This window comes from Sphingomonas sanguinis, from assembly GCF_019297835.1.
Taxonomy (GTDB): Bacteria; Pseudomonadota; Alphaproteobacteria; order Sphingomonadales; family Sphingomonadaceae; genus Sphingomonas; species Sphingomonas sanguinis_D.
Window position 1 is genome coordinate 3,735,520 of the sequence record NZ_CP079203.1, and the last position, 25,744, is coordinate 3,761,263.

General features: G+C 69.2%; 15 protein-coding genes. 8 read left to right on the top strand and 7 right to left on the bottom strand.

Features of this window, described 5'->3' with window-relative positions:
- The first annotated feature begins 141 nt into the window (after positions 1-141).
- Genes fucP through KV697_RS17470 form a run of 6 tightly spaced genes read left to right on the top strand, consistent with a single transcriptional unit; the run spans position 142 to position 5,617 of the window.
- Positions 142-1,464, top strand: coding sequence for an L-fucose:H+ symporter permease (gene fucP, locus KV697_RS17445; protein WP_219019257.1), 1,323 nt, complete (start codon positions 142-144; stop codon positions 1,462-1,464).
- Positions 1,461-2,192, top strand: a complete 732-nt coding sequence (locus KV697_RS17450) for an SDR family oxidoreductase (RefSeq protein WP_219019258.1) — start codon at positions 1,461-1,463, stop codon at positions 2,190-2,192. The genes fucP and KV697_RS17450 overlap by 4 nt, the downstream gene beginning before the upstream one ends.
- Positions 2,189-3,076, top strand: a complete 888-nt coding sequence (locus KV697_RS17455) for an amidohydrolase family protein (RefSeq protein ID WP_257575407.1) — start codon at positions 2,189-2,191, stop codon at positions 3,074-3,076. Before KV697_RS17450 ends, KV697_RS17455 begins: the two co-directional genes overlap by 4 nt.
- Positions 3,073-4,101, top strand: coding sequence for an aldo/keto reductase (locus tag KV697_RS17460; RefSeq protein WP_219019260.1), 1,029 nt, complete (start codon positions 3,073-3,075; stop codon positions 4,099-4,101). The genes KV697_RS17455 and KV697_RS17460 overlap by 4 nt, the downstream gene beginning before the upstream one ends.
- Positions 4,098-4,397 (top strand): UxaA family hydrolase, encoded by a 300-nt coding sequence (locus KV697_RS17465; protein ID WP_219019261.1) that lies wholly within the window; start codon positions 4,098-4,100, stop codon positions 4,395-4,397. Before KV697_RS17460 ends, KV697_RS17465 begins: the two co-directional genes overlap by 4 nt.
- Entirely contained in the window at positions 4,394-5,617 is a 1,224-nt protein-coding gene (locus KV697_RS17470) for a UxaA family hydrolase (RefSeq protein ID WP_219019262.1), read from the top strand. The genes KV697_RS17465 and KV697_RS17470 overlap by 4 nt, the downstream gene beginning before the upstream one ends.
- A 179-nt stretch (positions 5,618-5,796) precedes the next feature.
- Here KV697_RS17470 and KV697_RS17475 read toward each other — a convergent pair whose 3' ends face one another.
- Both KV697_RS17475 and KV697_RS17480 read right to left on the bottom strand, forming a co-directional pair.
- Positions 5,797-6,915 (bottom strand): mannitol dehydrogenase family protein, encoded by a 1,119-nt coding sequence (locus tag KV697_RS17475; RefSeq protein WP_257575408.1) that lies wholly within the window; start codon positions 6,913-6,915, stop codon positions 5,797-5,799.
- Positions 6,912-7,250, bottom strand: a complete 339-nt coding sequence (locus KV697_RS17480; protein WP_257575409.1) for an L-rhamnose mutarotase — start codon at positions 7,248-7,250, stop codon at positions 6,912-6,914. Before KV697_RS17480 ends, KV697_RS17475 begins: the two co-directional genes overlap by 4 nt.
- A gap of 141 nt (positions 7,251-7,391) precedes the next feature.
- Here KV697_RS17480 and KV697_RS17485 point away from each other — a divergent pair, with 141 nt between their 5' ends.
- A complete protein-coding gene (locus KV697_RS17485) occupies positions 7,392-8,408 on the top strand; it encodes a zinc-binding alcohol dehydrogenase family protein (RefSeq protein WP_219019265.1) in 1,017 nt (338 codons plus the stop codon).
- Between the two features lie 143 nt (positions 8,409-8,551).
- Positions 8,552-9,403 carry an IclR family transcriptional regulator gene (locus KV697_RS17490; protein ID WP_306822660.1) on the top strand — a complete coding sequence of 284 codons (852 nt, stop codon included), beginning with the start codon at positions 8,552-8,554 and terminating at the stop codon, positions 9,401-9,403.
- A 6-nt stretch (positions 9,404-9,409) separates the two neighbouring features.
- Here KV697_RS17490 and KV697_RS17495 read toward each other — a convergent pair whose 3' ends face one another.
- From KV697_RS17495 to KV697_RS17515, 5 genes are all read right to left on the bottom strand, one after another.
- Positions 9,410-9,862 (bottom strand): MarR family transcriptional regulator, encoded by a 453-nt coding sequence (locus KV697_RS17495; RefSeq protein ID WP_219019266.1) that lies wholly within the window; start codon positions 9,860-9,862, stop codon positions 9,410-9,412.
- 76 nt (positions 9,863-9,938) lie between these two features.
- The gene (locus KV697_RS17500) at positions 9,939-11,126 is read right to left on the bottom strand and encodes an HlyD family efflux transporter periplasmic adaptor subunit (RefSeq protein ID WP_219019267.1); all 1,188 of its coding nucleotides are present in this window, start codon (positions 11,124-11,126) and stop codon (positions 9,939-9,941) included.
- Positions 11,123-13,258, bottom strand: coding sequence for a type I secretion system permease/ATPase (locus KV697_RS17505; RefSeq protein ID WP_257575411.1), 2,136 nt, complete (start codon positions 13,256-13,258; stop codon positions 11,123-11,125). Before KV697_RS17505 ends, KV697_RS17500 begins: the two co-directional genes overlap by 4 nt.
- Positions 13,255-14,583: a TolC family protein gene (locus KV697_RS17510; RefSeq protein WP_257575412.1), complete on the bottom strand. Its 1,329-nt coding sequence runs from the start codon at positions 14,581-14,583 to the stop codon at positions 13,255-13,257. Before KV697_RS17510 ends, KV697_RS17505 begins: the two co-directional genes overlap by 4 nt.
- A gap of 121 nt (positions 14,584-14,704) precedes the next feature.
- Positions 14,705-25,660, bottom strand: coding sequence for a BapA/Bap/LapF family large adhesin (locus tag KV697_RS17515; protein ID WP_219019268.1), 10,956 nt, complete (start codon positions 25,658-25,660; stop codon positions 14,705-14,707).
- Positions 25,661-25,744 lie beyond the last annotated feature (84 nt).

Sequence of the window (25,744 nt, forward strand, 5' to 3'; positions counted from 1 at the left end):
CGGACGGTTCGCGCCGTCCGATAGCGCTTGCGTTCGACCCTATAGTCGCCATAAAGTCGCGCTCATAAAATATGACTTTCATGGAGAAGGAGCCGTGATGGCGACACTGGGCGCGGGACAGCATGGGCGAGGGCAAGGCTGATGGCCCTGCATGTCGATCTCCCTCCCGCCGCGGCGGTCGGGCAGGGTGCTGACGGTGCGGGCCATGGCGGCACCGTCGCGCGGGGTTATCTGCCGGCGCTCGTCATCACGGTCAGCCTCTTCTTCCTCTGGGGGATGGCGAACAACCTCAACGACATCCTGATCGCGCAATTCCGCAAGGCGTTCACGCTCAGCGATTTCGGGACCAGCTTCGTCCAGCAGGTCTTCTATCTCGGCTATTTCCTGCTCGCGGTGCCCGCCTCGATGGTGATGCGTCGTTATGGCTATAAGGCGGCGATCGTGCTGGGGCTGACGCTCTATGGCACCGGCGCCTTGCTCTTCTATCCGGCGGCGGCGGCGAGCGTGTATCAGCTGTTCCTGCTTGGCCTGTTCGTGATCGCGGCGGGCCTCGCTTTCCTCGAAACCTCGGCCAATCCGCTGATGGGCGAGCTGGGCGATCCGGCGGGGGCGACCCGGCGGCTCAACTGGGCGCAGGCGGCCAATCCGCTGGGCGCGATCACCGGCATCCTGATCGGCCGCTTCTTCATCCTGTCGGGCATCGAGCATGACGAGCGCGCGCTGGCCACGATGGACGCCGCCGCACGCACCGCCTTCTACAAGGCGGAGGTGCAGGCGATCGCCCCGCCCTATGTCGCGATCGCGATCGTCGTGCTGCTGTTCGCCGTCGCCGCCGCGCTGGTCCGCTTCCCCACCGGCGCGCCGGGCCGGGCGGAGGATGAGGGGCGCAGCGGGCGCTTCGTCGAGGTGTTCCGCCAGCCGCGCCTGCTGGGCGCGGTGGTCGCGCAGTTCTTCTATGTCGGCGCGCAGGTCGGCGTGTGGAGCTACACCATCCGTTACGGCCAGGCCAATGTCGGCCTGGGCGAGCGGGACGGGGCGGACGCGCTGCTCCTGTCGCTCGCGCTGTTCGCCGCCGGGCGTTTCCTGGGCAGCGCGCTGATGGGTCGCGCCGCGCCGGTCAAGCTGCTGGCGTTGTTCGCGGGCATCTCGGTGGTGTTGACGGGGGTGGCGGGCGTGCTGGGCGGCTGGCCGGGCCTGATCGCGCTGGTCGCGGCCAGCTTCTTCATGTCGATCCAGTTCCCGACGATCTTTGCGCTGGGGATCGAGGGGCTGGGGCCGCTGCGCCGGGCGGGCGCGTCGCTGATCGTGATGGCGATCATCGGCGGCGCGGGGCTGACCGCGCTGATGGGCTTGGTGTCCGACCATGCAGGCATTACCAGCGCGATGCTGGTCCCGACCGCGAGCTTCCTGGTCGTGACGATCTTTGCCCTGTTGCTGGGCCGCCAAAAGGAGATGAATCGATGAACCGTCTGCAGGGTAAGCGGGCGATCGTGACGGGCGCCGGACAGGGGATCGGCCGCGCCGCCGCCGAGCTGTTCGCCGCCGAGGGCGCGCAGGTGATCGCGGTCGACCGCAACGCCGAGGCGCTGGCCAGCCTTCAGGGCTGCACGACCGAGGTGCTAGACCTCACCGATCCCGCTGCGATCGCGGCGTTCGGGGAGCGTACCGGCGCGGTCGATGTGCTGTTCAATTGCGCGGGCTATGTCGATGCGGGCGATCTGCTCGCGACGCAGGACGCAGGCTACCGGCTGTCCTTCGACCTGAACGTCCATGCGATCACCCATATGCTCCAGGCGTTCGTGCCCGCGATGATCGCGCGCGGGGGCGGCTCGATCGTCAACATGGCCTCGGTCGCGGGAGCGATGATCGGCGTCGGCAATCGCTATGCCTATTGCGCGTCCAAGGCGGCGGTGGCGGGGATCACGCGTTCGGTGGCGCTCGACTATGTCGGCAAGGGCATTCGCTGCAACGCGATCTGCCCCGGCACCGTCCAGTCGCCCAGCCTCGATGAGCGGCTGGCCGCGACCGGCGATGCCCAGGCGGCCCGCGCGGCCTTCGTCGCGCGCCAGCCCATGGGGCGGCTGGGCCGGGCCGAGGAAGTCGCCTCGCTCGCGCTCTATCTCGCTTCGGACGAAAGCGCCTACACGACCGGCCAGTTGCATGCCATCGACGGCGGATGGACGATGGCGTGACGAACGCGCGCCCGCCCTTCGTCGACGCGCATTTCCACCTGTGGGATCACGAGGTGCTGCGCTACCCGTGGCTGGACGCGCCCGAGACGGCGCCGATCGCCGCGAGCTATCGCATCGCCGATTACCGGGCGGAACTGGTCGCGTGGAATCTGGCGGGCGCGGTGCATGTCGATGCGGGCGCGCATCCCGATCAGGGTGCGGACGAGACGGTCTGGCTCACCCGCGTCGCCGATGAGGACGGCCTGCCCAGCGCTATCGTCGCGCGGGTCGAACTCGACCATCCGGCGGTCGAGGCGCAACTGGCGTGGCAGGTCGCGCAGCCGCGCGTCAAGGGCATCCGCCATCTCATTAACTGGCATCCGACCGATCCCTCGCGCCGCGCCTATGACCGAGACCTGACCCGCGATCCGCGCTGGCGGGCGGGCTTTGCGCTGCTCGGTCGTCATGAGCTGAGCTATGACTTTCACGGCTTTCCCACGCAGCTGTCGGGGCTGGCCGAGGTCGCTGCGCAACATCCCGAGGTGCCGATCATCCTCAACCATCTGGCGCTGCCAATTCCGGCGGACGGGCTGGAGGAATGGCGTGCCGGGCTGATCGCCTTTGCCGCGATGCCCCATGCCGCGATCAAGCTGTCGGGGGCGGGCTTTGTCGGGGGGCGCTTCGACCCGGCCCATTTCACGGACATCGTTTCGGAGGTGATCGACCGCTTCGGCACCGACCGCGTGATGGTGGCGACCAATTTTCCGACCGACCGGCTCGCCGCCGATCTGGAGCGCACGCTGAGCGCCTATGAGGCGTTGCTGACCGGCTTTTCGGACGATGAGCGGCGCGATCTGTGGGGGCGCAATGCCAACCGAATCTATCGACTGGGCCTGAACCTATGACCGATATTCCCTGCCGTAAGGTAGGCCGGACCGATTGCGCATTGCCCGAGCTGGGCTTCGGCGCGGCGGCGATGGGCAATCTCTATGCCGCGATCGACGATGCCAGTGCGGCGGCGACGCTGGACGCCGCGCTGTCGGCGGGTTTCCGCTATTTCGACACCGCGCCGCATTATGGCCGGGGCCTGAGCGAGCGGCGGTTGGGCGATAGCTTGCGCGGGCGGGGTGACGTGATCGTTTCGACCAAGGTCGGGCGGCTGATGGACCCCGACGCGAGCATCACCGACGATCGCGAGCGCGACGGCTTTCACACCGCCATGCCGTTCCGCCCGCGCTACGACTATAGCTATGACGGCATCATGCGCAGCCATGAGCACAGCTTGCAGAGGCTGGGTCTGGCGCGCACCGACATCCTGTTCGTGCACGACATCGGCCGGGTCACGCATGGCGAGGCCGATGCGCGCTATCGCGAACAGCTGATCGCGGGCGGCGGTTTCCGTGCGCTGGAGAGCTTGCGCGATCAGGGCGCGATCTCCGGCTTCGGGCTGGGCGTGAACGAGGTCGAGGTCTGCCTCGACCTGATGGAGGCGGCGCGGTTCGACGTGATCCTGCTTGCCGGGCGCTATACGCTGCTGGAACAGGGCGCGCTCGATGCGTTGTTCCCCGCCTGCGAAGCGGCGGGCACCTCGATCGTGGTCGGCGGCCCCTATAATAGCGGCATCCTGGCGACGGGCAGCGCGGCCGCCGGGCGCTATAACTACGCCCCCGCGCCCGAAACCGTGCTCGGCAAGGTCCGCGCGCTGGAGGCGGTGGCTGGGCGCCATCAGGTCTCGCTGCCCGCCGCCGCGCTCGCCTTCGTGCTGGCCCATCCGCTGGTCGCCAGCGTCATTCCCGGAATCGCCGATCCGCAACAGGTATCCGACACGATGCGACTTTACGCCGAGCCTATTCCGTCCGCCTTCTGGGCGGAGCTGCGTGCCGAAGGGCTGGTCCGCCCCGACGCGCCCCTGCCGGGAGAGGGCGCATGAGCGTCGCCGCCATCCGGCTGACCCCGACCGACAATGTCGCCGTCTGCTGCCGCACGGTCGAGCCGGGCGAGCATATCATGGTCGACGGTCATGAGCTGACCGTCACCGAACGCGTCGCGCTGGGCCACAAGCTGGCGGTCGTGGCGCTGGCGACCGGCGACAAGGTCATCAAATACGGGATGCCGATCGGGTCGATGACCCATGACGCCCCCGCTGGTGGCTGGGTTCACATGCACAATATGCAAAGCGATTATATACCCGCGCATCTGCGCGACGCGCACGGAGATCATGCATGACTGGCGCCATGACCGAGCGGACCTGGCAGGCCTGGGCACGCCCCGACGGGCGCAAGGGCATTCGCGACGCGATCGTCGTCGTCTATCTGGTCGAATGCGCGCACCATGTCGCGCGCCGCATCGTCGAGAAGATGGACGATCCGCGTGTGCAACTGATCGGCTTTCCCGGCTGCTACCCCAATGACTATGCGCTGGCGATGATGAAGGCGCTGACCACGCACCCCAATGTCGGCGGCGTCGTACTGCTGTCACTGGGTTGCGAGAGCTTCAACCGCGAGGCGCTGGCCGCCAATGCGCGCGAGCAGGGCCGCCCGGTCGAGACGATCGTCATCCAGCAATCCGGCGGCACGCGTGGCGCGATGGAGGCGGGGATCGCCGCCGTCGAGCGCGTTCGGGCGACGGCGGATGCGCAAGCGGTGCGCGTGCCGATGACCATGTCCGAACTGGTGATCGGCACCATCTGCGGCGGGTCGGACGGGACCAGCGGCATCACCGGCAACCCGGCGGTCGGCCGGGCCTTCGACACGCTCTATGATGCGGGGGCGATCTGCATCTTCGAGGAAACCGGCGAGATGATCGGGTGCGAGGGCCATATGGCCGAGCGCGCCGCGACGCCGGAAGTGGCGCAGGACCTGATCGCCTCGGTCGCGCAGGCCGAGCGTTATTACCGCGCCATGGGCTATGGCAGCTTCGCGCCGGGCAATGCCGAGGGCGGCCTTTCGAGCCAGGAGGAAAAGTCGGCGGGCGCCTATGCCAAGTCGGGCAGCCGTCCGATCACCGGCGTCATCCTGCCCGCCGAACAGGCGCCGGGGCCGGGGTTGTACCTTCTCGACGTAGTGCCGGCGGGCGATCCGAAGTTCGGCTTCCCCAACATCGTCGACAATGCCGAGATCGGCGAGCTGATCGCGTGCGGCGCGCATATCAACCTGTTCGTCACCGGGCGCGGATCGGTGGTCGGCTCGGCGATCTCGCCGGTCGTCAAGATCGCCGCCAACCCGGAAATGTATGCCCGGATGGAAGGCGATATGGACGTGAACGCCGGTCGCATCCTGTACGGCGCCGCGACGCTGGACGAGGTGGGCGCGGAGATCGTCGACCTGATCGTCGCAGTGTCGGGCGGCGCGCAGACCAAGTCGGAAGCGCTGGGGCATCAGGAGTTCGTGCTGACCTACAAGGCGGCGGGTGCGAAGGGACCGGGCTGTCTGCCGCACGCGGCGTGAGGGGGATTGAATCTCCCCTCCCCTGGAGGGGAGGGGCCAATGGAATGGGCTAACGCTATAAGTTCCTGACCTCCGTTCGCACTGAGCGAAGTCGAAGTGCACGCCCCAGGCCTTGCCGCCAGGGAATTCCGTGGCCTTCGACTTCGCTCAGGCTGAACGGGGGTGGGGGACAGGTTCCCCTATTTCGCCGACAGCGCGCGCAATTCCGGCATGGCGATCGTCTCGCCGGAGGCGTCGACCCAGCGGAGGAAGCCGCTGATCCGCTTGTCGATCTTGGCGGTATGGCCCCCGAAGATGTCCGACAGTCGGTGGTCGAGGAACGGGTTGGCGAAGCGTTCCAGCGTGGTCGCGATATAGATGCGGGCCTCCTCCGCCATGCCGTGCGCGGCAAAGCCCGGCAGCACTTCCTCCGCCATCACCCGCTCCAGCGCCGCGCGCGTGTCGTCATCGGCCAGCGCCGCGCGTACCGTCTGGTCCGCTGCGCCACCGCCGTCATGCCAGCGCGCCGCCAGCCAGCTATGCCCCAGATTGAGGATGTGCAGCTTGAGCCGCTCGTAACGGTCCAGATCGTCGGACAGCACGATGTCGGAATGGGTGAAGGGCAGGGTCAGCCCCGGCTGCTGCTCGATCGCCCAGAGCGCATAAGGCTCGGCGACCGCGCCTGCCGGGTGAAGCGGCTCGCTGACGATGCGGTCCACCAGCGTATTGGCCCAGATGCATTCGCGCCCCAGCCAGTCGAGGAACGCGCCGTCGCGCCCCTGATTGCGCGCCAGACCCTCGATCGCGGCGCGCAGCACGTCGCCGTTGCGCACCACCAGTTCGCAAGGGAGTAGCGTGACGCCCGCGCCCCCCGCCTGCCAGCGGCGGTGCAGCAGCTCGGTCAGCATCCCGCAAAAGCTCACCGGCACCTGATTTCCGGTGGGTACGGCTCGATCCGCGTCGGGGATGGCATAGCCGCTGTCCCCGGTGTTGGAGACGATATGCGTCGTCGCCCCGACCGCCAGATCGACCAGCCGGTCCCAGTCCCCCGCCGCGCTCAGTCCTTCGCGGACGCTGCGCACCTGAACGGTTCGCTCGAAGCGGGTGCCGTCGCGCAGGCCGCGAAGGATGACGGGAAAGCCCGCCGGATCGGCAAAACCGGCGAGCCGCCGCGCGCGCTCGGGATCGCGGGTCGTCTGGACGATGACGATCGGCGGCACCGCCTGCCAGGCCGCGCGGGCTTCCTCGGCGAACAGGTCGACATGGGCTTGCAGGAAACGGCTGGTGCCGAATTGCAGGATGACGGCCGCCTCGCTCACTGCGCGTCCAGCGAGAAGATGCGGTCCATGCCCACCCATTTCTCACCCGGCGCGGCATGGGGCAGGGCCTTTTGGAAACGGTCCATCGTGGCCTCCCACTTAGCGTCGATCGCTGCCAGTTCGGCAGGGATCGCGCGGGGGAAGTCGTCGGCGACCTCGGCGATCATGAACAGCCGGTCGCCGGTGCGCCAGATTTCCATCGACAGGAATCCTTTGGCCCGGATCGCCTGGGTCACTTCGGGCCAGGCCGCGCCGGGGGCATGAGCCTTTTCATAGTCGGCGATCAGGTCGGCATCGGCCACCAGATCCAGGGCGAAACACAGGCGTCGGGCCAATTCGGGGGCTCCTCTCTCCAAGGCGGCTGGACCAATTATCGGCATCCAGTCTGTCGAATGATCTTTTAGCGTTCCCAACCAAGCGCTTCAATGGCATATGTGAGAGCGAAATCGCATATGGGAATTTGGGAGAGGGTCGCAATGAAGGCACTGGTCTGTGTCCAGCCGCATGAAATCCGGGTCGAGGACCGACCCGCGCCGGTGCGCGCAGAAGGCGAAGTTCTGATCCGGATGCGTCGCGCCGGAATTTGCGGCACCGACTATCATATCTATGGCGGCAAGCACCCGTTCCTCGAATATCCCCGGCTGATCGGCCATGAACTGGCCGGTGAAATTGCCGAGGTTCCAGAGGGTTCGTCCTTCACGGTCGGCCAGGTGGTGACGGTGAACCCCTATATCGCGTGCGGCACCTGCCGCGCCTGTCGCCGGGGCAAGCCCAATTGCTGCGCGCGGATCAGCGTGCTGGGCGTGCACGGCGATGGCGGCATGTGCGAGTTGTTGTCGGTGCCCGAAAGTGCGGTGATCGACGCGGTCGGCCTGTCGCTCGATCAGGCGGCGATGGTCGAGTTTCTGGCGATCGGCGCCCATGCGGTGCGCCGGGCGGGCGTCGCCGAGGGGGAGAGCGTCGCGGTGATCGGCGCCGGGCCGATCGGCGTGGCGGCGGCCCTGTTCGCGCGGATCGCGGGGGCGGCGCGGATCGTGCTGGCCGACACGCGCGCGCCGCGTCTGGCCTATGCGCGCGACCATCTGGGGTTCGAGGACGGCGTGGTCGCAGACGAGGCGCTGGGCGCGACGCTGGCCGAGATGACTGGCGGCGAGATGTTCGACCATGTGTTCGACGCGACCGGCAACATCCATGCGATGCGGGCCGGGCTGAACTGGGTCGCGCATGGCGGCAGTTATACGCTGGTCGGGGTGTGCAAGGACGATCTGGTCTTCCCCGATCCCGAATTCCACAAGCGCGAGACGACGCTGATCGCCAGCCGCAACGCGCTGTCGGTCGATTTCGACCATGTCATCGCCAGCATCCGCAGCGGCGCGGTGCCGACCGACGCGATCCGCACCCACACGCTGACGCTGGACGAAGCGCCCCAGCGCCTGCCCGAGTTGATCGGCGAGGCGGACTCGGTGCTGAAGGCGATTATCACCATCGCTTGAGTGCTGTTTGAAAACGTGCCGAGGCACGTTTTGCAGCACCGGCCCAAAACTCGCCTCCAGCGAGTTTTCAAAGGGACTCTGAGCGGGCCGTCCTGGGCGACATCGCTTGCTCAGGGCGCGTCCTCGCCCTAATCGTCGGTCAGGTGAGGAAAGATATGACGGGTGACGGCGGCAAGATCAGCGAAGGGCGGACGCGCAAGGGCAGCTATGCCGCACCCGCGCTGGACAAGGCGTTCCTTATCATCGAACTGCTGGCCAACCATCCGCAAGGCATGTTGGTCAGCGAGATGGCGACGGCATTGGGCCGTTCGCTGGGCGAATTGTTCCGCATCGTCGTGGTGATGGAAGAGGCGCGCTACCTCGAAAAGTCGCCGGTCGACGATCGTTACCGCGTCACCTACAAGTTTCTCGACATCGCCTATCGCGCGACGCCCGCGCGGCAACTGACCGCCGCCGCGCTGCCCGAGATGCAGTCGCTGGCGCTCAATGTCGGCCAGTCCTGTCATCTGGTGGTGATCGAAGGCGGGGCGGGCCTGGTCATCGCGCGCGAGGAAAATCCGGGCACGCGCGGCTTCGCGCTGCGCATGGGCGCGTCGATCGATATCGTGGCCAGCTGTTCGGGCAAGGTGCTGCTCGCCTTTGCGGCGCCTGCGCAACTGGCGCGCATCCTCGACCGGGCGGAGGCGGCGCAGGGCCATGCCATCGACCGCGACCAGCTGGCCGAGGAGCTGGCGCGGGTTCGCGCGCAGGGCCATGGCCTGCGCAAGAGTCCGATCACGCGCGGCGTGACCGACATCAGCTATCCCGTGTTCGGCTTCGGCGGCGACTGCATGGCGGCGCTGACCGTGCCGTTCCTGGAGACGATCGACGGATCGCAAAAGGTCTCGATTCCCCAAGCCACGCAGATTCTGGGCGAGACGACCGCGCGTATCTCGCAGGCGCTCGGCTATCGCGGCGACGATGCGGGCGGGGTAACGCCCGCATCGCGCGGATAAGGCCGGTCAGTCGGGGCGGGTTTCGGTGCCCCGATGCGGCCCTTCTCCCATCGTCATGTAGAGATGGCGCAGCATCGCGCTCATCGCATCGGTGCCGCGCTGGGTGAGGGTGACGGCCAGTCGCCGGTGATCGGCGGGATCGGTACGCCGCCGCAGCAGCTCCGCCCCCTCCAGCCGGTCGATCCGGCGCAGCGCGCTGGTGGCGCTTTCGCCCGAGACGAGGATCAGTTCCTTGACGCAGATCGGCCGGTTTTGCTGATCGGCGATGAACAGCTCCAGCATCATGTCCCAGGCGGAGTCGCGGAACACGTCGCGGGGAAAGAATTTGGCGGTGTTGGCACGCATCGCCTGTGTCTGGCGCGCCAGGTCGAGCAGGCTGGGCCCGGTTTCGCGGGCTACGGGCGGCCATAGGCCGCGATGGGTGGGAGGATGATAACGAGCGGCAAGATCCTTTGGCATCAGGCTATCCTTGGCTGGGGCCATGGACGGCATTGTCCATGGCAGGGCGGCGGATGGGAGGAGCTGGGCTGGCCGGTCATCGTTCGCGCAGTCCTTCGCGCGCGCGGTTGAGCGGCTTGAGCAGATATTGCAGCACGGTCTTGCTGCCGGTGTGGATGTCGGCGGTGGCGATCATGCCGGGCACGATCGGAAAGCGCTTGCCCGCCTTGTTGACCAGCGAGTCCGCGGTCGTGCGCACGAAGACGCGGTAATAATAGACGTCCGGGTTCACCTCGTCGCGGATCGTGTCGGGCGAGATGCTGCTGACCTTGCCCTCCAGCCCGCCATAGATCGCATAGTCATAGGCGGTGATCTTGACACTGGCCCGCTGGCCGGGACGGATGAAGGCGATGTCGCGCGGCTGGATGCGCGCCTCGACCAGCAGCCGTTCGTCGAGCGGCACGATCTCCATGATCTTGCCGTTCGGGGGCACGACGCCGCCGATGGTCGACACCTCGATATTCTTGACCACGCCGCGCACCGGCGAGCGCAGGGTCAGGCGTTGCAGCGTGTCGGAGCGGCCGCGCACGACCGGGGCGAGCGCCTCCACCTCCTCGCTGACCTTGGCCAGGTCCTGCCGCGCCTCGACGATATATTGCGAGCGCAGGTCGGATTTCTTGAGGTCCAAGTCGGCGCGCTGGCGCTTCAGGCGCAGCACCTCGACATTGCTGGCAGCACCGACCTCGATCAGCGATTCCCCGATGCCGACCTCGCGCCCGATCAGCGCGAGCGACTCGTCGATCAGTCCGATCGAACTGGCAAGGCTGCGGCGGCGCGCGTCGTAAAGGCGCTGTTGCTCGGCCTTGAGCGCGGGAAAGGCGTCCAGCTCGGGCGAGAAGGTCAGGGGGGTGCCGTTCACCTCGGCCTGCAACCGCGCCTGGGCGGCCAGCGCGGCGCGATATTTGGCGGCGCTCTCCTCGACGGTCGATCCGGCCTGGGTCGGGTCGAGCTGGGCTAGGATCTGGCCCGGCCTCACGATATCGTCCTGGCGAACGAGCATTTTGGCGAGGATGCCGCCCTCCAGCGATTGCAGCACCTGTTCGCGGCTGGTCGGCACGACGCGGCCGGTGCCGGTCGCCACCTCGTCCAGCTTGGCGAACCAGGCCCAGACGAGCAGCACCACGAACAATGCGGCGAGCGCCCAGTTCATCCGCTTGGCCGCCAGCAGCGGGGCTGCGCCCTCGTCGGCGAAGGGCAGGTCGGCGGGATGGGTGAGCGCGGTCATGCCGCCTGACTCCGGGCCGCACCCTGCATGGTGGCAAGCGCAGCGGCCTTGGGCTGGTCGAGCAGGATTTGCCCCTGATCGATGACGACGATCCGGTCGACCAGTTTGAGCACGCGCATCCGGTGCGTCGCGACGACAACGGTGCGGCCCTGACCCCAGCTGCGGAAGCGATCGATGAACAGGCGTTCCGCGGCCTCGTCCATCGCGGCGGTGGGCTCGTCGAGCAGCATGACCTGGGGCTGGCGGATCAGCAGCCGCGCGAGCAGCAACGCCTGTTGCTGGCCGCCCGATAGGCCCAGCCCGCCTTCGAGCACGACATGCTCCAGCCCGTCGCGCAGGCGCCGGATGAAGTCGATCGCCCCCACCATGTCGAGCGCGGCGAGGATCGTCTCGTTGCTCGCCGTCACCGCGCCCATGGTCAGGTTCTCGCGCAGTGTGCCGTGGAACAAGCGGCTATTCTGGGTCAGCAGCGCAACGTCGCGACGGACATCGGCGGGGTCAATCTGGTGCAGCGCCAAGTCGTCGAGCAATATCTCGCCCGACACCGGCTGCAACATGCCCGACAGCCCCTGCAACAGCGTCGACTTGCCCGCGCCGTTGCGGCCGAGTAGCGCGATCTTCTCGCCCGCCGCGATCTCCAGCTTCGGCACGGTCAGCGCAGGCGGGGCGTTGGGATCGGCATAGGTGAACACCGCGCCGCGTAAGGAAAAGCGTCCGTCGACCGAGGGCAGGGGGATGCGATGCTCGGCATCCGGATTGTCGACCGGCAGGCCCATGATCTGGTCCAGGCTGTTCGCCGCGACCTTGGCATGTTGATAGCGGCCGAGCAGGTGCGAGACCTGCCCCATCGGCGCCATCATCCGGCTGGCCAGCATCGAGGTGGCGACCAGCGCGCCGGTCGTGATGTCGCCTGCGATCACCATCGGCGCGCCGACGAAGATGACGGTGGCGTAGACCGCATTCTGCACGCTCTGCGCCCAGGTCGACAGGCTGGCGGTCAGGCCGCGAAGCCGCAGCTGCGCCTCGCCCGCCACCGCGTTGCAGTGGTTCCACTGGCGCTGGAAGCGCTCTTCGGCCTGCAGGGTCTTGATGTCCTCGATCCCCTGCACCGATTCGATCAGCAGGGCGTTGCGCAGCGAGGTTTCGCGCATCGACTCGGTCGCATAGGCGCGCAGGCGGCGCTGGGCGAGCAGGCTGGGCAGCAGGAGCGCGATCAGCGCCACCACCGGCACCAGCGCCAGCGAGCCGCCGATAAAGGCCAGGATGACCAGGAACAGGAAGAAGAAGGGCAGGTCCGCCACCGCAGCGACGGTGGTGGAGGTGAGCATGTCGCGCACCTGATCCAGATCGCGAAGCTGCGCGATGAAGGTGCCGGTCGAGGTCGGCCGCGCCCGGTTGCGCACGCGCAGCGCATGGCCGAACACCACGTCCGACAGACGCAGGTCGGCGCGCTTGCCCAATATGTCGGTGATCCCGACGCGCAGCCGCCGCAACACAAAGTCGAACCCCGTCGCCAGAATGACACCGATGAACAGGATATAGAGCGTCGGCATCGACTGGGCGGGAACGACACGGTCATAGACCTGCATCGAGAACAGCACCCCCGCCAGGCCCAGGCAGTTGGTCACGACCGAGGCGATGGCGACATGGCCATAGCCCTTCATGTCCTGAAGCAGCAGGCGACGGAGCCAATGCTCCTCGAAGGGGCGGATATAGCTGTCCACCCGAACATCCTTCGCCGAGCGGGCAGGGCGGGGGACGACGAACATCCGCGTCTGTTCGACCAGCGTGGACAGCGGGCGCTGCGCGCTCTGCCCCTCCTCGCCCGCAACCGAGAAGACCGCCTGGCCATCGGCGTCGATGCCGGTGATCAGCGCCAGTTCGCCATCGTTCAGCCACGCGATCACCGGCAGCCGCCAACTGGTCAGCCGCATCGCGCCGGGCATCACGAAGCGCACCGACAGGCCGCTTGCCCGCGCCAGCGCCCGGACGCGCGCCTCTTCATCGCCGCCGCCCTGCCAAAGGGTCGTCAGCCGCGCGCGCTGCTCGGCAAAGGGCATGCGGTAATGACGCGCGACCTGGCCCATCATGTCGATCCAGGCGAGCGGATCGGTCTGGGTCGGGTCGCTCACAGCGTCACCCCCCGGATCGAGGTGCCGGTCAGTCCGAAATCGTCACGCGCCCGACCCGAGTAATAAAGGCATTCGATCGCCAGCCGCCGCAGGTCGTGGGTGGTGTTGACCGCATCGAAGCGGGCCTGCTGCAACTCCTGTTCGGCGTTGAGCAGGTCGACCAGCGTGCGGGTGCCCATGTCGAGATATTGCAGGCGATAGAGCTTGCCGGTCTCGACCATATTGTCCTGTCGCTCAGCCAGCGTGCCGAGCAACTGCGACAGCCCGGCGATCTGCTGCTGCGTGGCGGCCAGCGCCTGGCCGACCTCGTTGCGCGCTGCCTGTTCGGCGGCCTGGGCGGCGCGGACGCCGTAATCGGCGCTGCGTGCGCGGGCGCGTACGGCATTGCCGCCGAATACGTCGCTGCTGACGTTCAGTCCGAAATTGTAAAGGCTGCGGTCGGAAAAGGGCGAGGTGACATCGGTCGCCGCATCGCCCGCCAGCGCGACGGTGGGCAGGCGGGCGGCATGGACTCGGCGGCTCTCGGCGCTGGCCTGCTCATATTGCGCCCGGGCGCGCATGATCGCGGGGATATCGGCCCATTCGACGGTGGTTGCGCGGGTGCAGCTGGCCATCAGCCAGTCGGGCACCGCCGGATCGACCGCAGGCGACGTTTCGCGGCCGAGCAGAAAGGCCAGGCTGGTGGTCCAGCGCCGTTGCTCCGCCTCGATCCGGGTCAGCGTGGCCTCGGCGGCGGCGACGCGCGACTGGGCCTGGAGCGCATCGGAGCGGGTGGTCGCGCCCTTGCCGAACCTTTTCTCGACCAGCGCGCTGATCTCACGGATACGGCCGAGTTGCTCCATCGCGATCCCGCGCAGCGCGGCGTTGCGCTGTACCTCGACCAGCGCGAAGCCGGTGTCGCGGATCAGCCCGTCGACCGCCAGCAACAGGTCCGCGCGGCCGATCCGCGTGCCCGCGCGCGCGGACTCGACCGCGCCCGCGACCTTGCCGAAATCATAGAGCATCTGCGAGGCGGAGACCTGCGGGCGTGGCCGCCACGCGCTGCCGATGCGATTGTCATAGCCGCTGCCGACGCCTGCACTGATCCGGGGCAGATAGCCCGCGCGCGCGACCGCGATATCCTCGGCCCGCGCCTCGACGGTCGCGGTCGCCTGCACGACCGAGGGATGCCAGGCGAGCACCTCGTGCATCGCACTTTCCATCGTCACGGCCGCGGGTTCTGCCGCTGCCGTTATCGTGATGGCGCTCATCGCGATCATCACCCTCCCGAACCGTACCGATCGCATCCGGTAGCGTTCCCGCCACTCTCGCTTCATCGATCGCATTGTGACCTCTCCCTGACAAAGAGGCTGGCTAAACTATTTAAACAAAAAGGGATTAGACGCCGAAGAGGAACCCCTTCGGCGTCCGAAATCAACTCCGTTTTCGGATGATTGCGCAAGATGGTCAGACCAGGTGGAGCGTGGCCAGCCTTTCCTGTTCAGGATCGACCGAAACGGTCAAATATCCCAGCGGATCATGGGGCACCGGAGCCTCGGCGGCGATATCGGTAACGCTTGGCATCGCCGACGAATCACCCGTTGCCGTCAGGGATTCGCTGGGCAGCGGCTCGCTCGCGAGGCTTTGCGCGTCGAGATAGCGGGACAGCACATCCTCGACGCTGCCCTGGTCCTCCATCAGCGACATCGCCACCTGTCCGTCGGCATGATCGAAGGTCAGCGGCACCGCGTCATGCCCGACCGCCAGGGTCATGGGCACGACGTCGCCATGCACCTGTTCGGGGTCCGCCAGCGCAAAGGCGGTCAGCGTCGGCGGGAAGACCGGCGCGACCCCGTTATTGATGTCGACCGCCACGTCCAGTCGCGCGGTCGAAACCTGCCCGTCGGGCTGCACCAGCTGATAGGTGAAGCGGTCGATCGGGTCGGTCGCGGCATAGGCTAGGTTGGTGAAGGGCTGATAGCTATACTGCCCGACCTCGTTGATGGTCAGCGTGCCATAGGCGCCGGTCAGCGTCCGGCCCGCATCGCCGATATCCACGAACTCGCCGCCGATCAGCATCTTGATGCCCAGGAAGTCGCTGCCCAGCGTATCGTTTGCGAGCAGGTCGCCGCTGACCGGGGTGGTGCCGGACAGGGCAAACTGGTCGAGATGGGTGATCGTCCCACCGACATAGACGTCGGTGGTATAGCCCAGCCCCACGGTGTTGGTGCTGGTGACGGTGTAGTTGTAGGTGCCCGAGGGCAGGTTGTTCATCGTCACGCTGATGCCCGATCCCACCAGTCCGCCGACCCCGGCCAGCGCGGTGCCGCTCTGGGAGCCGACGACCGTCCCCGCCGCATTGGTAACGGTGATGGTAAAGCTGGGCACGACGGCCAGCCCTGGCGCGATCACGGCGGACAGGGTGATATTCCCGCGGCTGTTCGCATCGACCGTGAAGCTGTCGGTGATCTGGCCGGTTCGCGAGCCGGTCAGCAGGGCGGCAGTCGGGGTGTTGAACGACGAATCCACCGTGGCGGTGCGGGTTTCCACCACATTGATGAAGGTCGCACCCGCCGTCGCCACGTCGTTGACCGCGATCGGCGTACCGGTGATGTCCGGGCTGCCGATGGTGATGGTCAGCGCCGCGCTCTCCCGCTCGCCGTCGCTGGCGTCGAGCAGCGTGTAGTTGAAGCGGTCGGTTTTGCCGAGCACGGCGGCATCGGCATTGGGGGTGTAGCTGTACCGGCCGTCGCTGCTGATGGTCAGCGTGCCCCATTGCCCGATGATCTGGCTGTTGGTGCCGACCGCCGTCGTGACGCCATTCAGCGTGACGCTTTCGACGCGGGTCTGCGGGCTGACCACATCGACCTGGCCCGTGGGGCCGGGATCGGTGATGACGTTGCCGTTCGTCGTCGCCGGAACCACCTGCCCGACATCGGTGAAGTCGGAGTCGACGCCCGTGACGCGCAACCCGCCCAGCAGGCCGACCCCCGCCGTGTTGTCGAAGGTGACGAAGGCGCGGTACTGGCCCGGCCCCAGATCCGCCGAGGCGACGAGATCGCCGCCCAGCAGGCTGACATCGAGCAGCGAGGAACTGCCGCCGCCATTCACCGCGACCCAGCTGGTCCCGTTGAACCGCTGCACCACCACCGAATAACCGCTGGCGACGCCCAGCGACAGGGTGGCGTCATAGGTGAAGGTCGCGTCGAGCCTATGGCCCTGTTCGACGGTGAACTGGACATTGGGAATCGCCAGCACCTGTGCGTTCAGATTGACCAGCCCGAGCGAGACGAGCGCGGTGTAGTTGGCACCGCCCAGATTCTCGTTGGTACGCACCGGCACTAGATCGACCTGGGCGGAGGCGACATTGTCGAACGCGCTGATGTCGAACGGCGCGAGGACCGCGACCGTGCCCGAGACATTGCCCGCCCCGTCGCGAAGCCCGACATTCAGCGTCTCGCCCGCGACCTGCGGCGTGGCGAGCGTGACGGCATAGGTACCGCCGGCCGCCACCGTGCCGGTGCCGAGAACGGTCCCGGCGGTGTTGCGTACCTCGACCGTCGTACCCGGCTCGCCGGTGCCGGTGACGATCGTACCGGTGCCGTTGATCGCGGCGGTCGGCAGGGCCGGCGGCGTGATGTCCGGTGCGACCAGAGGTGCCTGGGGCGAGACATTGCCCGCGCCGTCCACCTGGGTCACGGTCAGCGCCTGACCATTGGCCTGGGGGATGGTCAGCGTCGCGGCATAGCTGCCATTCGCATCGACGATCGCGCTGCCCACCAGCTGTCCCTGCGGGCCCAGGATGCGCACGGTCGCACCCGGCTCGCCCGAGCCGGTGACGATCGTGCCGTTCCCGTTGATCGTCGCGACGGGCAAGGCCGGGGGCGTGATGTCGGGCGCGGTCAGCGGGCTGGGCGGGGAGGCGTTGCCCGCCGCATCGGCCTGCGTCACGGTCAGCGCCTGACCATTGGCCTGCGGCGTGGTGAGCGTCACCGTATAGCTGCCGTTCGCCGCGACGATGGCGGTGCCGATCGGGTTGCCGCCCGCGTCGCGCACGGTCACGGTCGCCCCCGCTTCGCCCAGACCCGTGACCAGCGTACCGACGCCGTTGATCGCGGCGGTCAGCCCGGTCGGGGCGGTAATGTCGGGCGCGGCGGCCTGTCCGATCGGCGAGACATTGCCCGCCGCATCCGCCTGGGTCAGCGTCAGGAGCTGGCCGTTCGCCTGAGCGGGGTTGAGGGTTGCGGTGAAATTGCCGTTCGCATCGACCAGCGCGGTGCCGATCACCGCGCCGCCCGGACCCCGGATGGTGACGGTCGCCCCCGCCTCGCCGGTGCCGGTCAGGCTGGTGCCGTTGCCCGCCACCGTGCCGATCGGCGCGAGCGGGGCGGTCAGATCGGGCGCGATGACGGTGGCGGGTGCCGAGACATTGTTCGCCGCATCCGCCTGGCTCACTTGCAGGACTTGCGCATTGAGCTGGGCCGGATTGAGGATCGCCGAATAGCTGCCATTGGCCGCCACGATAGCGGTGCCGATCACCGCGCCGCCCGGATCGCGGATGGTGACGGTCGCGCCTGCCTCACCCGTGCCGGTCACGACGCTGCCCGTCCCGTTGATCGCGGCGGTCAGGCCGACCGGCGCGGTGATGTCCGGCGCGGTCGCCTGTCCGATCGGCGAGACATTGCCCGCCGCATCCGCCTGGGTCAGCGTCAGCAGCTGGCCGTTTGCCTGAGCGGGGTTGAGGGTTGCGGTGAAGTTGCCGTTCGCATCGACTAGCGCGGTGCCGATCACCGCGCCGCCCGGACCCCGGATGGTGACGGTCGCCCCAGCCTCACCAGTGCCGGTCAGGCTGGTGCCGTTGCCCGCCACCGTGCCGATGGGGGCGAGCGGGGCGGTCAGATCGGGGGCGATGACGGTCGCGGGTGCCGAGACGTTGTTCGCCGCGTCCGCCTGCGTGACCTGCAAGGCTTGTGCGTTGAGTTGGGGCGGAGTCAGGATCGCGGCATAGGTGCCGTTCGCAGCGACGACGACCGTGCCCAGCACTGCGCCGCCCGGATCGCGGACGGTGACGGTCGCCCCCGCTTCGCCGGTGCCGGTGACGAGATTGCCCGCGCCGTTGATCGCGGCGGTCAGGCCGACAGGGGCGGTGATGTCGGGTGCGGTCGCCTGTCCGATGGGCGAGACATTGCCCGCCGCATCCGCCTGGGTCAGCGTCACGAGCTGACCATTCGCCTGAGCAGGCGTCAGCGGTGCGGTGAAGTTGCCGTTCGCATCGACGACTGCCGTGCCCAGCACTGTGCCGCCCGCGCCCCGAATGGTGACGGTGGCGCCGACCTCGCCGGTGCCCGTCAGGGTGGTGCCGTCGCCCGACACGGTGCCGATCGGTGCCAGCGGTGCATTCAGATCCGGTGCGACGACGGTGGCGGGTGTCGAGACATTGCCCGCCGCATCGGCCTCCGTCACCTGCAAGACCTGCGCATCGAGCTGCGCCGGGGTGAGGATCGCGGCATAGGTGCCGTTGGCCGCGACGACCGCCGTGCCCAGCACGGTGCCGCCTGCATCGCGGACGGTGACGGTCGCGCCGACCTCGCCCGTGCCGGTAACGAGATTGCCCGCGCCATTGATCGTGGCGGTCAGGCCCGTGGGCGCGGTGATGTCGGGCGCGGCGGCTTGTGCGATGGGCGAGACATTGCCCGCCGCATCCGCCTGGGTCAGCGTCACCACCTGCCCGTTCGCCTGAGCGGGCGTGAGCGGAGCGGTGAAATTGCCGTTAGCATCGACGATAGCGGTGCCGAGCACAGCGCCGCCTACGCCCCGGATGGTGACCGTCGCGCCGACCTCACCCGTGCCGGTCAGGGTGGTGCCGTCGCTCGACACGGTGCCGATGGGGGCCAGCGGCGCGGTCAGGTCGGGAGCGATGACGGAGGAGGCGGGCGAAGGATTGCCCGCCGCGTCGCTCTGCACGACGGTCAGCGGCTGGCCGTCGACCTGCGGCGTGGCGAGCGTGACCGCATAGGCGCCGTTTGCGCCCACCGTAGCAGTACCCAGCGTCGCGCCATTGGCGTCGAGCACCCGCACCGTCGCGCCGACTTCGCCGGTGCCGCTGACCAGCGTGCCGGTCGGATCGATCGCGGCGACGGGAGCATTGGGCGCGGTCAGGTCGGGTGCGATGACGGTGGCGGGGGGCGAGACATCGCCGTCCGCATCCGTCTGGGTCACGCGCACCGTCTCGCCATTGCGCTGCGGCGTGGTCAGGGTGGCGGTATAGCTGCCGTCCCCGGCGACCTGCGCATTGCCGATCACCGCGCCATTGGCGTCGCGCACGACGATCGCCGCACCCACCTGTCCGGTGCCCGACACGCTCGCGCCGTCAGCGGCGATGGTCGCGCTGGGGGCGCCGGGCGTGTCGTTGGGGATCAGATCGGGCGCGGTTGCGCTGCCGGGGGCGGAGACATTGCCCGCCGCATCCGTCTGCGTCAGGGTCAGCACCTGCCCGTTGGTCAGCGCGGTCGTTAGGGTCACGTTGAAGCTGCCGTCCGGGTTCACCGGCACGGTGGCGAGGACCAGCCCGACCGGATCGACGATCCGCACCGTCGCGCCGACCTCGCCGGAGCCGCTCACCACCGTGCCGTCCGCCGAGACGGTCGCCACCGGGGCGGCCGGGGGCGTGCGGTCGAGCGCGGTCACGGTGGTCGCGATCGATCCGTTGCCCGCGCCGTCCGTCTGGATGACGCTCAGCACCTGGCTGTCGAGCTGGGGTGCCGACAGGACGACGCTGTAAGCGCCCTGCGGCCCGACGATGGCGGTGCCCAGCACGCCGTTATTCGCGTCGCGCACCGTGACGGTCGCGGCGACCTCGCCAGTACCGGTGACGATCGTGCCCGTCGCATCCAGCGTCGCCAGCGGGGCGGCGGGGGCGGTGATGTCGGGGGCGGGGGCGCTGGTCGGGGCGGAGACATTGCCCGCCGCATCGGTCAGCGTCGCGCTCACCGTACCGCCATTGGCCTGGGCCGGGGTCAGCGGCACGCTGAAGCTGCCGTCCGCGCCGACCTGGCCGGTGCCGATCACCGTGCCGCTGGCGTTGCGCAGGGTCACGGTCGCGCCGACCTCACCGCTGCCATTCGCATTCGCGCCGGTGCCGTCGATCGTGAAGACGGGGGCGAGCGGCGCGGTGATGTCGGGGGCGGTGGCGGGACTGGGCGGAGAGGTGTTGCCCGCCGCATCGGCTTGCGTGACCTGCAGAACCTGTCCGTTGATCTGCGCGGTGGTCAGGGTCAGCGCATAGGCGCCGCTGGCCCCGGCCGTGCCGGTGCCGATGATCGCACCGCCGGGATCGCGCACGGTGATAGTGGCGCCCGCCTCGGCCTGACCGCTGACGATCGTGCCGGTGCCGTCGACGCTGGCGGTCAGCCCGGTCGGCGCGGTGGTGTCGAGTGCGGTCAGCGACAGCGGCGGCGAGACATTGCCCGCCGCATCGGCCTGTACCACCGACAGGGTCTGGCCGTTGAGCTGTGCGCTCGCCAGCGGCACCGTAAAGCTGCCATCTGCGGCGACCTGCGCGGTGCCCAGCACCTGTCCGGCGGCGTCACGCACGGTGACGGTCGCGCCGGGCTCGCCGGTGCCGTTCACCAGCGTTCCGTCGGTCGACACGGTGCCGGTCGGGGCGAGCGGCGCGGTGATGTCGGGCGCGGTGGCGGGGCTGGGCGGCGAGGTGTTGCCCGCCGCATCGGCCTGCGTCACCTGAACCACCTGACCGTTCAGCTGCGGCGTGGTCAGGGTCAGCGCATAGGCGCCGGTGGTCCCGGCCGTGCCGGTGCCGATGATCGCGCCGCCGGGGTCACGCACGGTGATGGCGGCACCTGCCTCCGCCTGCCCGCTGACGATGGTGCCGGTGCCGTCGACGCTGGCGGTCAGCCCGATCGGCGCGGTCGTGTCTAGCGCGGTCAGCGACAGCGGCGGCGAGATATTGCCCGCCGCATCGGCCTGTACCACCGACAGGGCCTGGCCGTTGAGCTGCGCGCTCGACAGCGGCACCGCAAAGCTGCCATCGGCGGCGACCTGCCCGGTGCCCAGCACCTGTCCGGCGGCGTCACGCACGGTGACGGTCGCGCCCGGCTCGCCTGTGCCGTTCACCAGCGTCCCGTCCGCCGACACGGTCCCCAGGGGCGCGAGCGGTGCGGTCAGGTCCGGCGCGACGGGGGCGAGGGGAGCGGAGACATTGCCCGCCGCATCCGCCTGCGTCACGCCAAGCGTCTGACCATCGATCTGCGCTGGAGTCAGCGGCGCGGCATAGCTGCCATTCGCGCCGACCACGGCGGTCCCGATGATCGTGCCGCCCGGATCACGCACGGTGACGGTCGCGCCGACCTCACCCACGCCGGTCACGACCGCACCGTCGCCGTTGATCGTGGCGGTCAGTCCGGTGGGCGCGGTGATGTCGGGCGCGGGCACGGTGACGACGGGCGAGGCATTGCCCGCCGCGTCGGTCTGGACGAGCTGGAGACTCTGGCCATTGGCCTGGGCGGGGTTCAGCGTCACGGCGAAGCTGCCGTCCGGTGCCACCTGACCGCTGCCCAGCAGCGTGCCGTCGGCGGCGCGGATGGTGACGGTCGCGCCGGGTTCGCCGGTGCCGAGCAAGGTCGCGCCCGCATCGACGACCGATCCGGTCGGCGCGAGCGGGGCCGTGGTGTCGGGCGCGGTCACGCTGGCGGGGGCGGAGGCATTGCCCGCGGGATCGGCTTGGGTCACCTGCAGCGTTTCGCCATTGGTCTGCGGCGTGGTCAGCGTCGCATTATAGGTGCCGTTGGCGGCGACCGTGGCGGTGCCGATTACCGCGCCGTTCGCATCGCGGATGGTGACGGTCGCACCCGCCTCGCCCGATCCGGTGACGATCGCGCCGTCGCCGCTGATCGTGGCGGTCAGCCCGGTCGGCGCGGTGATGTCGGGCGCGGTGAGCGCCGTCGAGGGCGAGAGATTGCCGCCGCGATCGGTCTGGTCGAGCGACAGCGTCTCGCCATTGGCCTGGGGCGGCGACAGCGGAGCGGCGAAGCTGCCGTCAGCGCCGACCGTCACGGTCGCGATCACGGTGCCATCGGCGGCGCGCACCCGGACGGTGGCGAAAGGCTCGCCGCTGCCGGTCAGGCTGGCGCCATCGGCCGCGATGGTCGCTGACGGAGCGGGGGGCGCGGTCAGATCGGGCGCGGCGACGGTGGCGGGTTGCGACGGATTGCCCGCCGGATCGGTCTGTACCGCCGACAGCGTCTGGCCGCTGGTCTGGGGCGGGGTGAGGGTCAGGGTATAGCTGCTGTCCGCCGCCACGACCGCGCTGCCCAGCAAGGCGCCGGTGCCGTCGAGAACACGCACCGTCGCGCCCGGCTCGCCATTGCCATAGACCGCCGTGCCGTCCGCCGAGAGCGTGGCGAGCGGCGGGGCGGGGGGCGTGATGTCGGGTGCCGTGACGGAGGCGACGGGCGAGACATTGCCCGCCGCATCGGTCTGCGTCACGGTCAGGGCTTCGCCATTAGCCTGGGGGGTGCTCAGCGGCGCGCTGAAGCTGCCATCAGCGGCGACGGTGACGGTGGCGAGCACGCTGTTGTCAGGCGCACGCACGATCAGGGTCGCGCCCGCTTCGCCGGTGCCGCTGATGCTCGTGCCGTCCGGCCCGACGGTCGCGACGGGGGCCGCCGGGGCGACGAGATCGGGGGTGACCGCAGCGCTCGCAGGCGAGGCATTGCCCGCCGCATCGGTCTGCACGACCGACAGCGTCTGGCCGTTGGCGATGCCGGTGGGCAGCGTCACGCTGAAGCTGCCATCGCCAGCGACCGTCGCGGTGCCGACCGGCTGGCCGCCCGCATCGACAACCTGCACCGCCGCGCCCGGCTCACCCGTGCCGGTCAGCGTCGTGCCGTCCGCGCTCACGGTGACGAGGGGGGCGGTGGGAGCGGTGATGTCAGGCGCACTGACCGTCGTGGCGGGCGAACTGTTCCCCGCCGGATCGCTCTGGATGACGGTCAGGGCGCCGCCATTGGCCTGCGGCGTGGTCAGCGACAGGGTGTAATTGCCCTGCGGATCGACGATGGCGGTGCCGAGCGGCTGGCCTGCGGCATCGCTGACGGTGACGGTCGCGCCCGGCTCGCCGGTGCCGGTGATGCTGGTGCCGTCGCCGGTGATGGTCGCGGTGGGCGCGGTCGGGGCGGTGATGTCCGGTGCGCTGATCGTGGTGGGGGGCGAAATATTGCCCGCCGGATCGCTCTGGGTGACGGACAGGGTGCCGCCATTGGCCTGCGGCGTGGTCAGCGGCAGGGTGTAGTTGCCCTGTGCATCGACGGTCGCGGTGCCGAGCGGCTGCCCGGCGGGGTCGCTGACCGTGACGGTCGCGCCCGGCTCGCCGGTGCCGGTGATGCTGGTCCCGTCACCAGCAATGGTGGCCGTGGGTGCGGCGGGGGCGGTGGTATCCGGCGCGCTGACTGAAGTAGCCGGGGAGGTGTTGCCCGCCGGATCACTCTGGGTGACGGTCAGGGTTCCGCCATTGGCCTGCGGCGTCGCCAGCGGCAGGGTATAGTTGCCCTGCGGATCGACCGTCGTCGTGCCGAGAGGTTGCCCGGCAGGGTCGCGCACGGTGACGGTCGCACCCGGCTCGCCGGTGCCGGTGATCGTGCTACCGTCCTCGGCGATCGAGGCGGTGGGCGCGGCGGGGGCGGTGAAGTCTGGCGCGGTGAGGGTGATGGTGGGTGACACATTGCCCAAATTGTCGCTCTGCACGACGGTCAGCGTTTCGCCATTCCCCTGCGGTGTGGTCAGCGTCAGGCTGTAATTGCCGTCCGCATCGACGGTCGTCTGGCCGATCGTCTGGCCGTTCGCGTCGCGCACGACGACGGTCGCGCCCGGCTCGCCCGTGCCGCTGACGGTGGTGCCCTGTGCGTCGATCGTCGCGGTGGGCAGCGGCATGGCGCCGGTATCGACGGCGTCGACCTGGGTCGTGGGCGAGACATTGCCCGCCGCGTCGGTCTGGGTCACGACCAGCACGCCGCCGCCCGTCTGCGCGGTGGTCAGCGTCACCGTATAGCTGCCATCGGCGGCGACGAGGGCGGTGCCGATCGTCTGGCCGTCCGGGCCGACGACGCGGACGGTCGCGCCCGGCTCACCCGATCCGGTGACGGTCGTGCCGTCGGACGATAGGCTGGCGCTGGGCGCGGCGGGCGGGGTGATGTCGGGCGCGGCCAGCGTGACGGCGGGCGAGGCATTGCCTGCCGGGTCGCTCTGCGTAACGGAAAGGGTGCCGCCATTGGCCTGCGGCGTGGTCAGGGTCAGCGTATAGCCGCCCTGTGCTCCGACGACGGCGGTGCCGAGCACCTGTCCGGCGGCGTTGCGCACGGTGACGGTCGCGCCCGCCTCGCCGGTGCCGGTGATGCTGGTGCCGTCGCCGTTGATTGTCGCGGTCGGCGCGGCGGGCGGCGTGATGTCGGGCGCGGCCAAGGTCGCGGCGGGCGAGACGTTGCCTGCCGGATCGGCCTGGGTCACGGTCAGGGTGCCGCCATTGGCCTGCGGCGTGGTCAGGGTCAGCGTATAGCCGCCCTGCGCGCCGACGACGGCGGTGCCGAGCACCTGTCCGGCGGCGTCGCGCACGGTGACGGTCGCGCCCGGCTCACCGGTGCCGCTGATCGTACGGCCGTCGCCGGTGATCGTCGCGGTCGGGGTGGCGGGCGGCGTGATGTCGGGGGCGGCCGTCGTCGCGGGGGGCGAGACATTGCCTGCCGCGTCGCTCTGGACGACGGTAACGGGCTGGCCGTTGGTCTGGGGCGGGTTGACCGGGATGGTGAAGGTGCCGTCGGCGGCGACCGTGCCGGTGCCGATCACATTGCCCGCGCCATCGGTCACGCGGATGGTCGCGCCCGCCTCGCCGGTGCCACGGACGCTGGCGCCATTGGCGGTGAAGCTGGCGGTGGGCGTCGCGGGCGGCTGGGTGTCGGCGGTGGGGCCGTTCTGGTTGCCGCCATTACCGCCGCCGCCCGATACCGCCGCGACCAGGCCGCCGACGCCAGCCACGCCCAATATGGCGGGCAGGATGAAGGACGAGCCACCGCCCTCCTGCGCGCCGGCCGCGCCGAGCAGATCGTCGAGATCGGTGATCGCCTTGAACCGGCCCGAACCGCTGGCCGAGGGGTTGGCGAGCCATTGGCTGCCCTGGTCTTCGCGCAGCACCAGGTCGCTCGCCTTGCCCTGTTGCTGGTCGTAGAAATGGTCGATGCGAATGGTCTGGCCATCGGTCAGGCGGATGACGAGGTCATTGCCCTCGCGCGTCATCGCGGCGACCTGCGACCGGTCGAGGTTAAGACGCACCACGCTGGGGGCGTTCAGCTCGATGACGTTGGCGCTGGTCGTGGTGGTGGTGCCGGTCGCTTTTGCGATGATCTCGGTCTGCATGGCCTGTTCCTCCCATTGCATGTCGACATGCCCCGGCACGAAGGCCGGGTAGGGAGGGCGCGGTCATGGCTTTGCTTGCGCCGA

Excerpts from the sequence above, each read along its gene's own strand:
- KV697_RS17465 (WP_219019261.1), top strand. The coding sequence starts at position 4,098 with ATGAGCGTCGCCGCCATCCGGCTGACCCCGACCGACAATGTCGCCGTC.
- KV697_RS17510 (WP_257575412.1), bottom strand. The coding sequence starts at position 14,583 with ATGCGATCGATGAAGCGAGAGTGGCGGGAACGCTACCGGATGCGATCG.
- KV697_RS17450 (WP_219019258.1), top strand. The coding sequence starts at position 1,461 with ATGAACCGTCTGCAGGGTAAGCGGGCGATCGTGACGGGCGCCGGACAG.
- fucP (WP_219019257.1), top strand. The coding sequence starts at position 142 with ATGGCCCTGCATGTCGATCTCCCTCCCGCCGCGGCGGTCGGGCAGGGT.
- KV697_RS17500 (WP_219019267.1), bottom strand. The coding sequence starts at position 11,126 with ATGACCGCGCTCACCCATCCCGCCGACCTGCCCTTCGCCGACGAGGGC.
- KV697_RS17485 (WP_219019265.1), top strand. The coding sequence starts at position 7,392 with ATGAAGGCACTGGTCTGTGTCCAGCCGCATGAAATCCGGGTCGAGGAC.
- KV697_RS17515 (WP_219019268.1), bottom strand. The coding sequence starts at position 25,660 with ATGCAGACCGAGATCATCGCAAAAGCGACCGGCACCACCACCACGACC.
- KV697_RS17470 (WP_219019262.1), top strand. The coding sequence starts at position 4,394 with ATGACTGGCGCCATGACCGAGCGGACCTGGCAGGCCTGGGCACGCCCC.
- KV697_RS17495 (WP_219019266.1), bottom strand. The coding sequence starts at position 9,862 with ATGCCAAAGGATCTTGCCGCTCGTTATCATCCTCCCACCCATCGCGGC.
- KV697_RS17460 (WP_219019260.1), top strand. The coding sequence starts at position 3,073 with ATGACCGATATTCCCTGCCGTAAGGTAGGCCGGACCGATTGCGCATTG.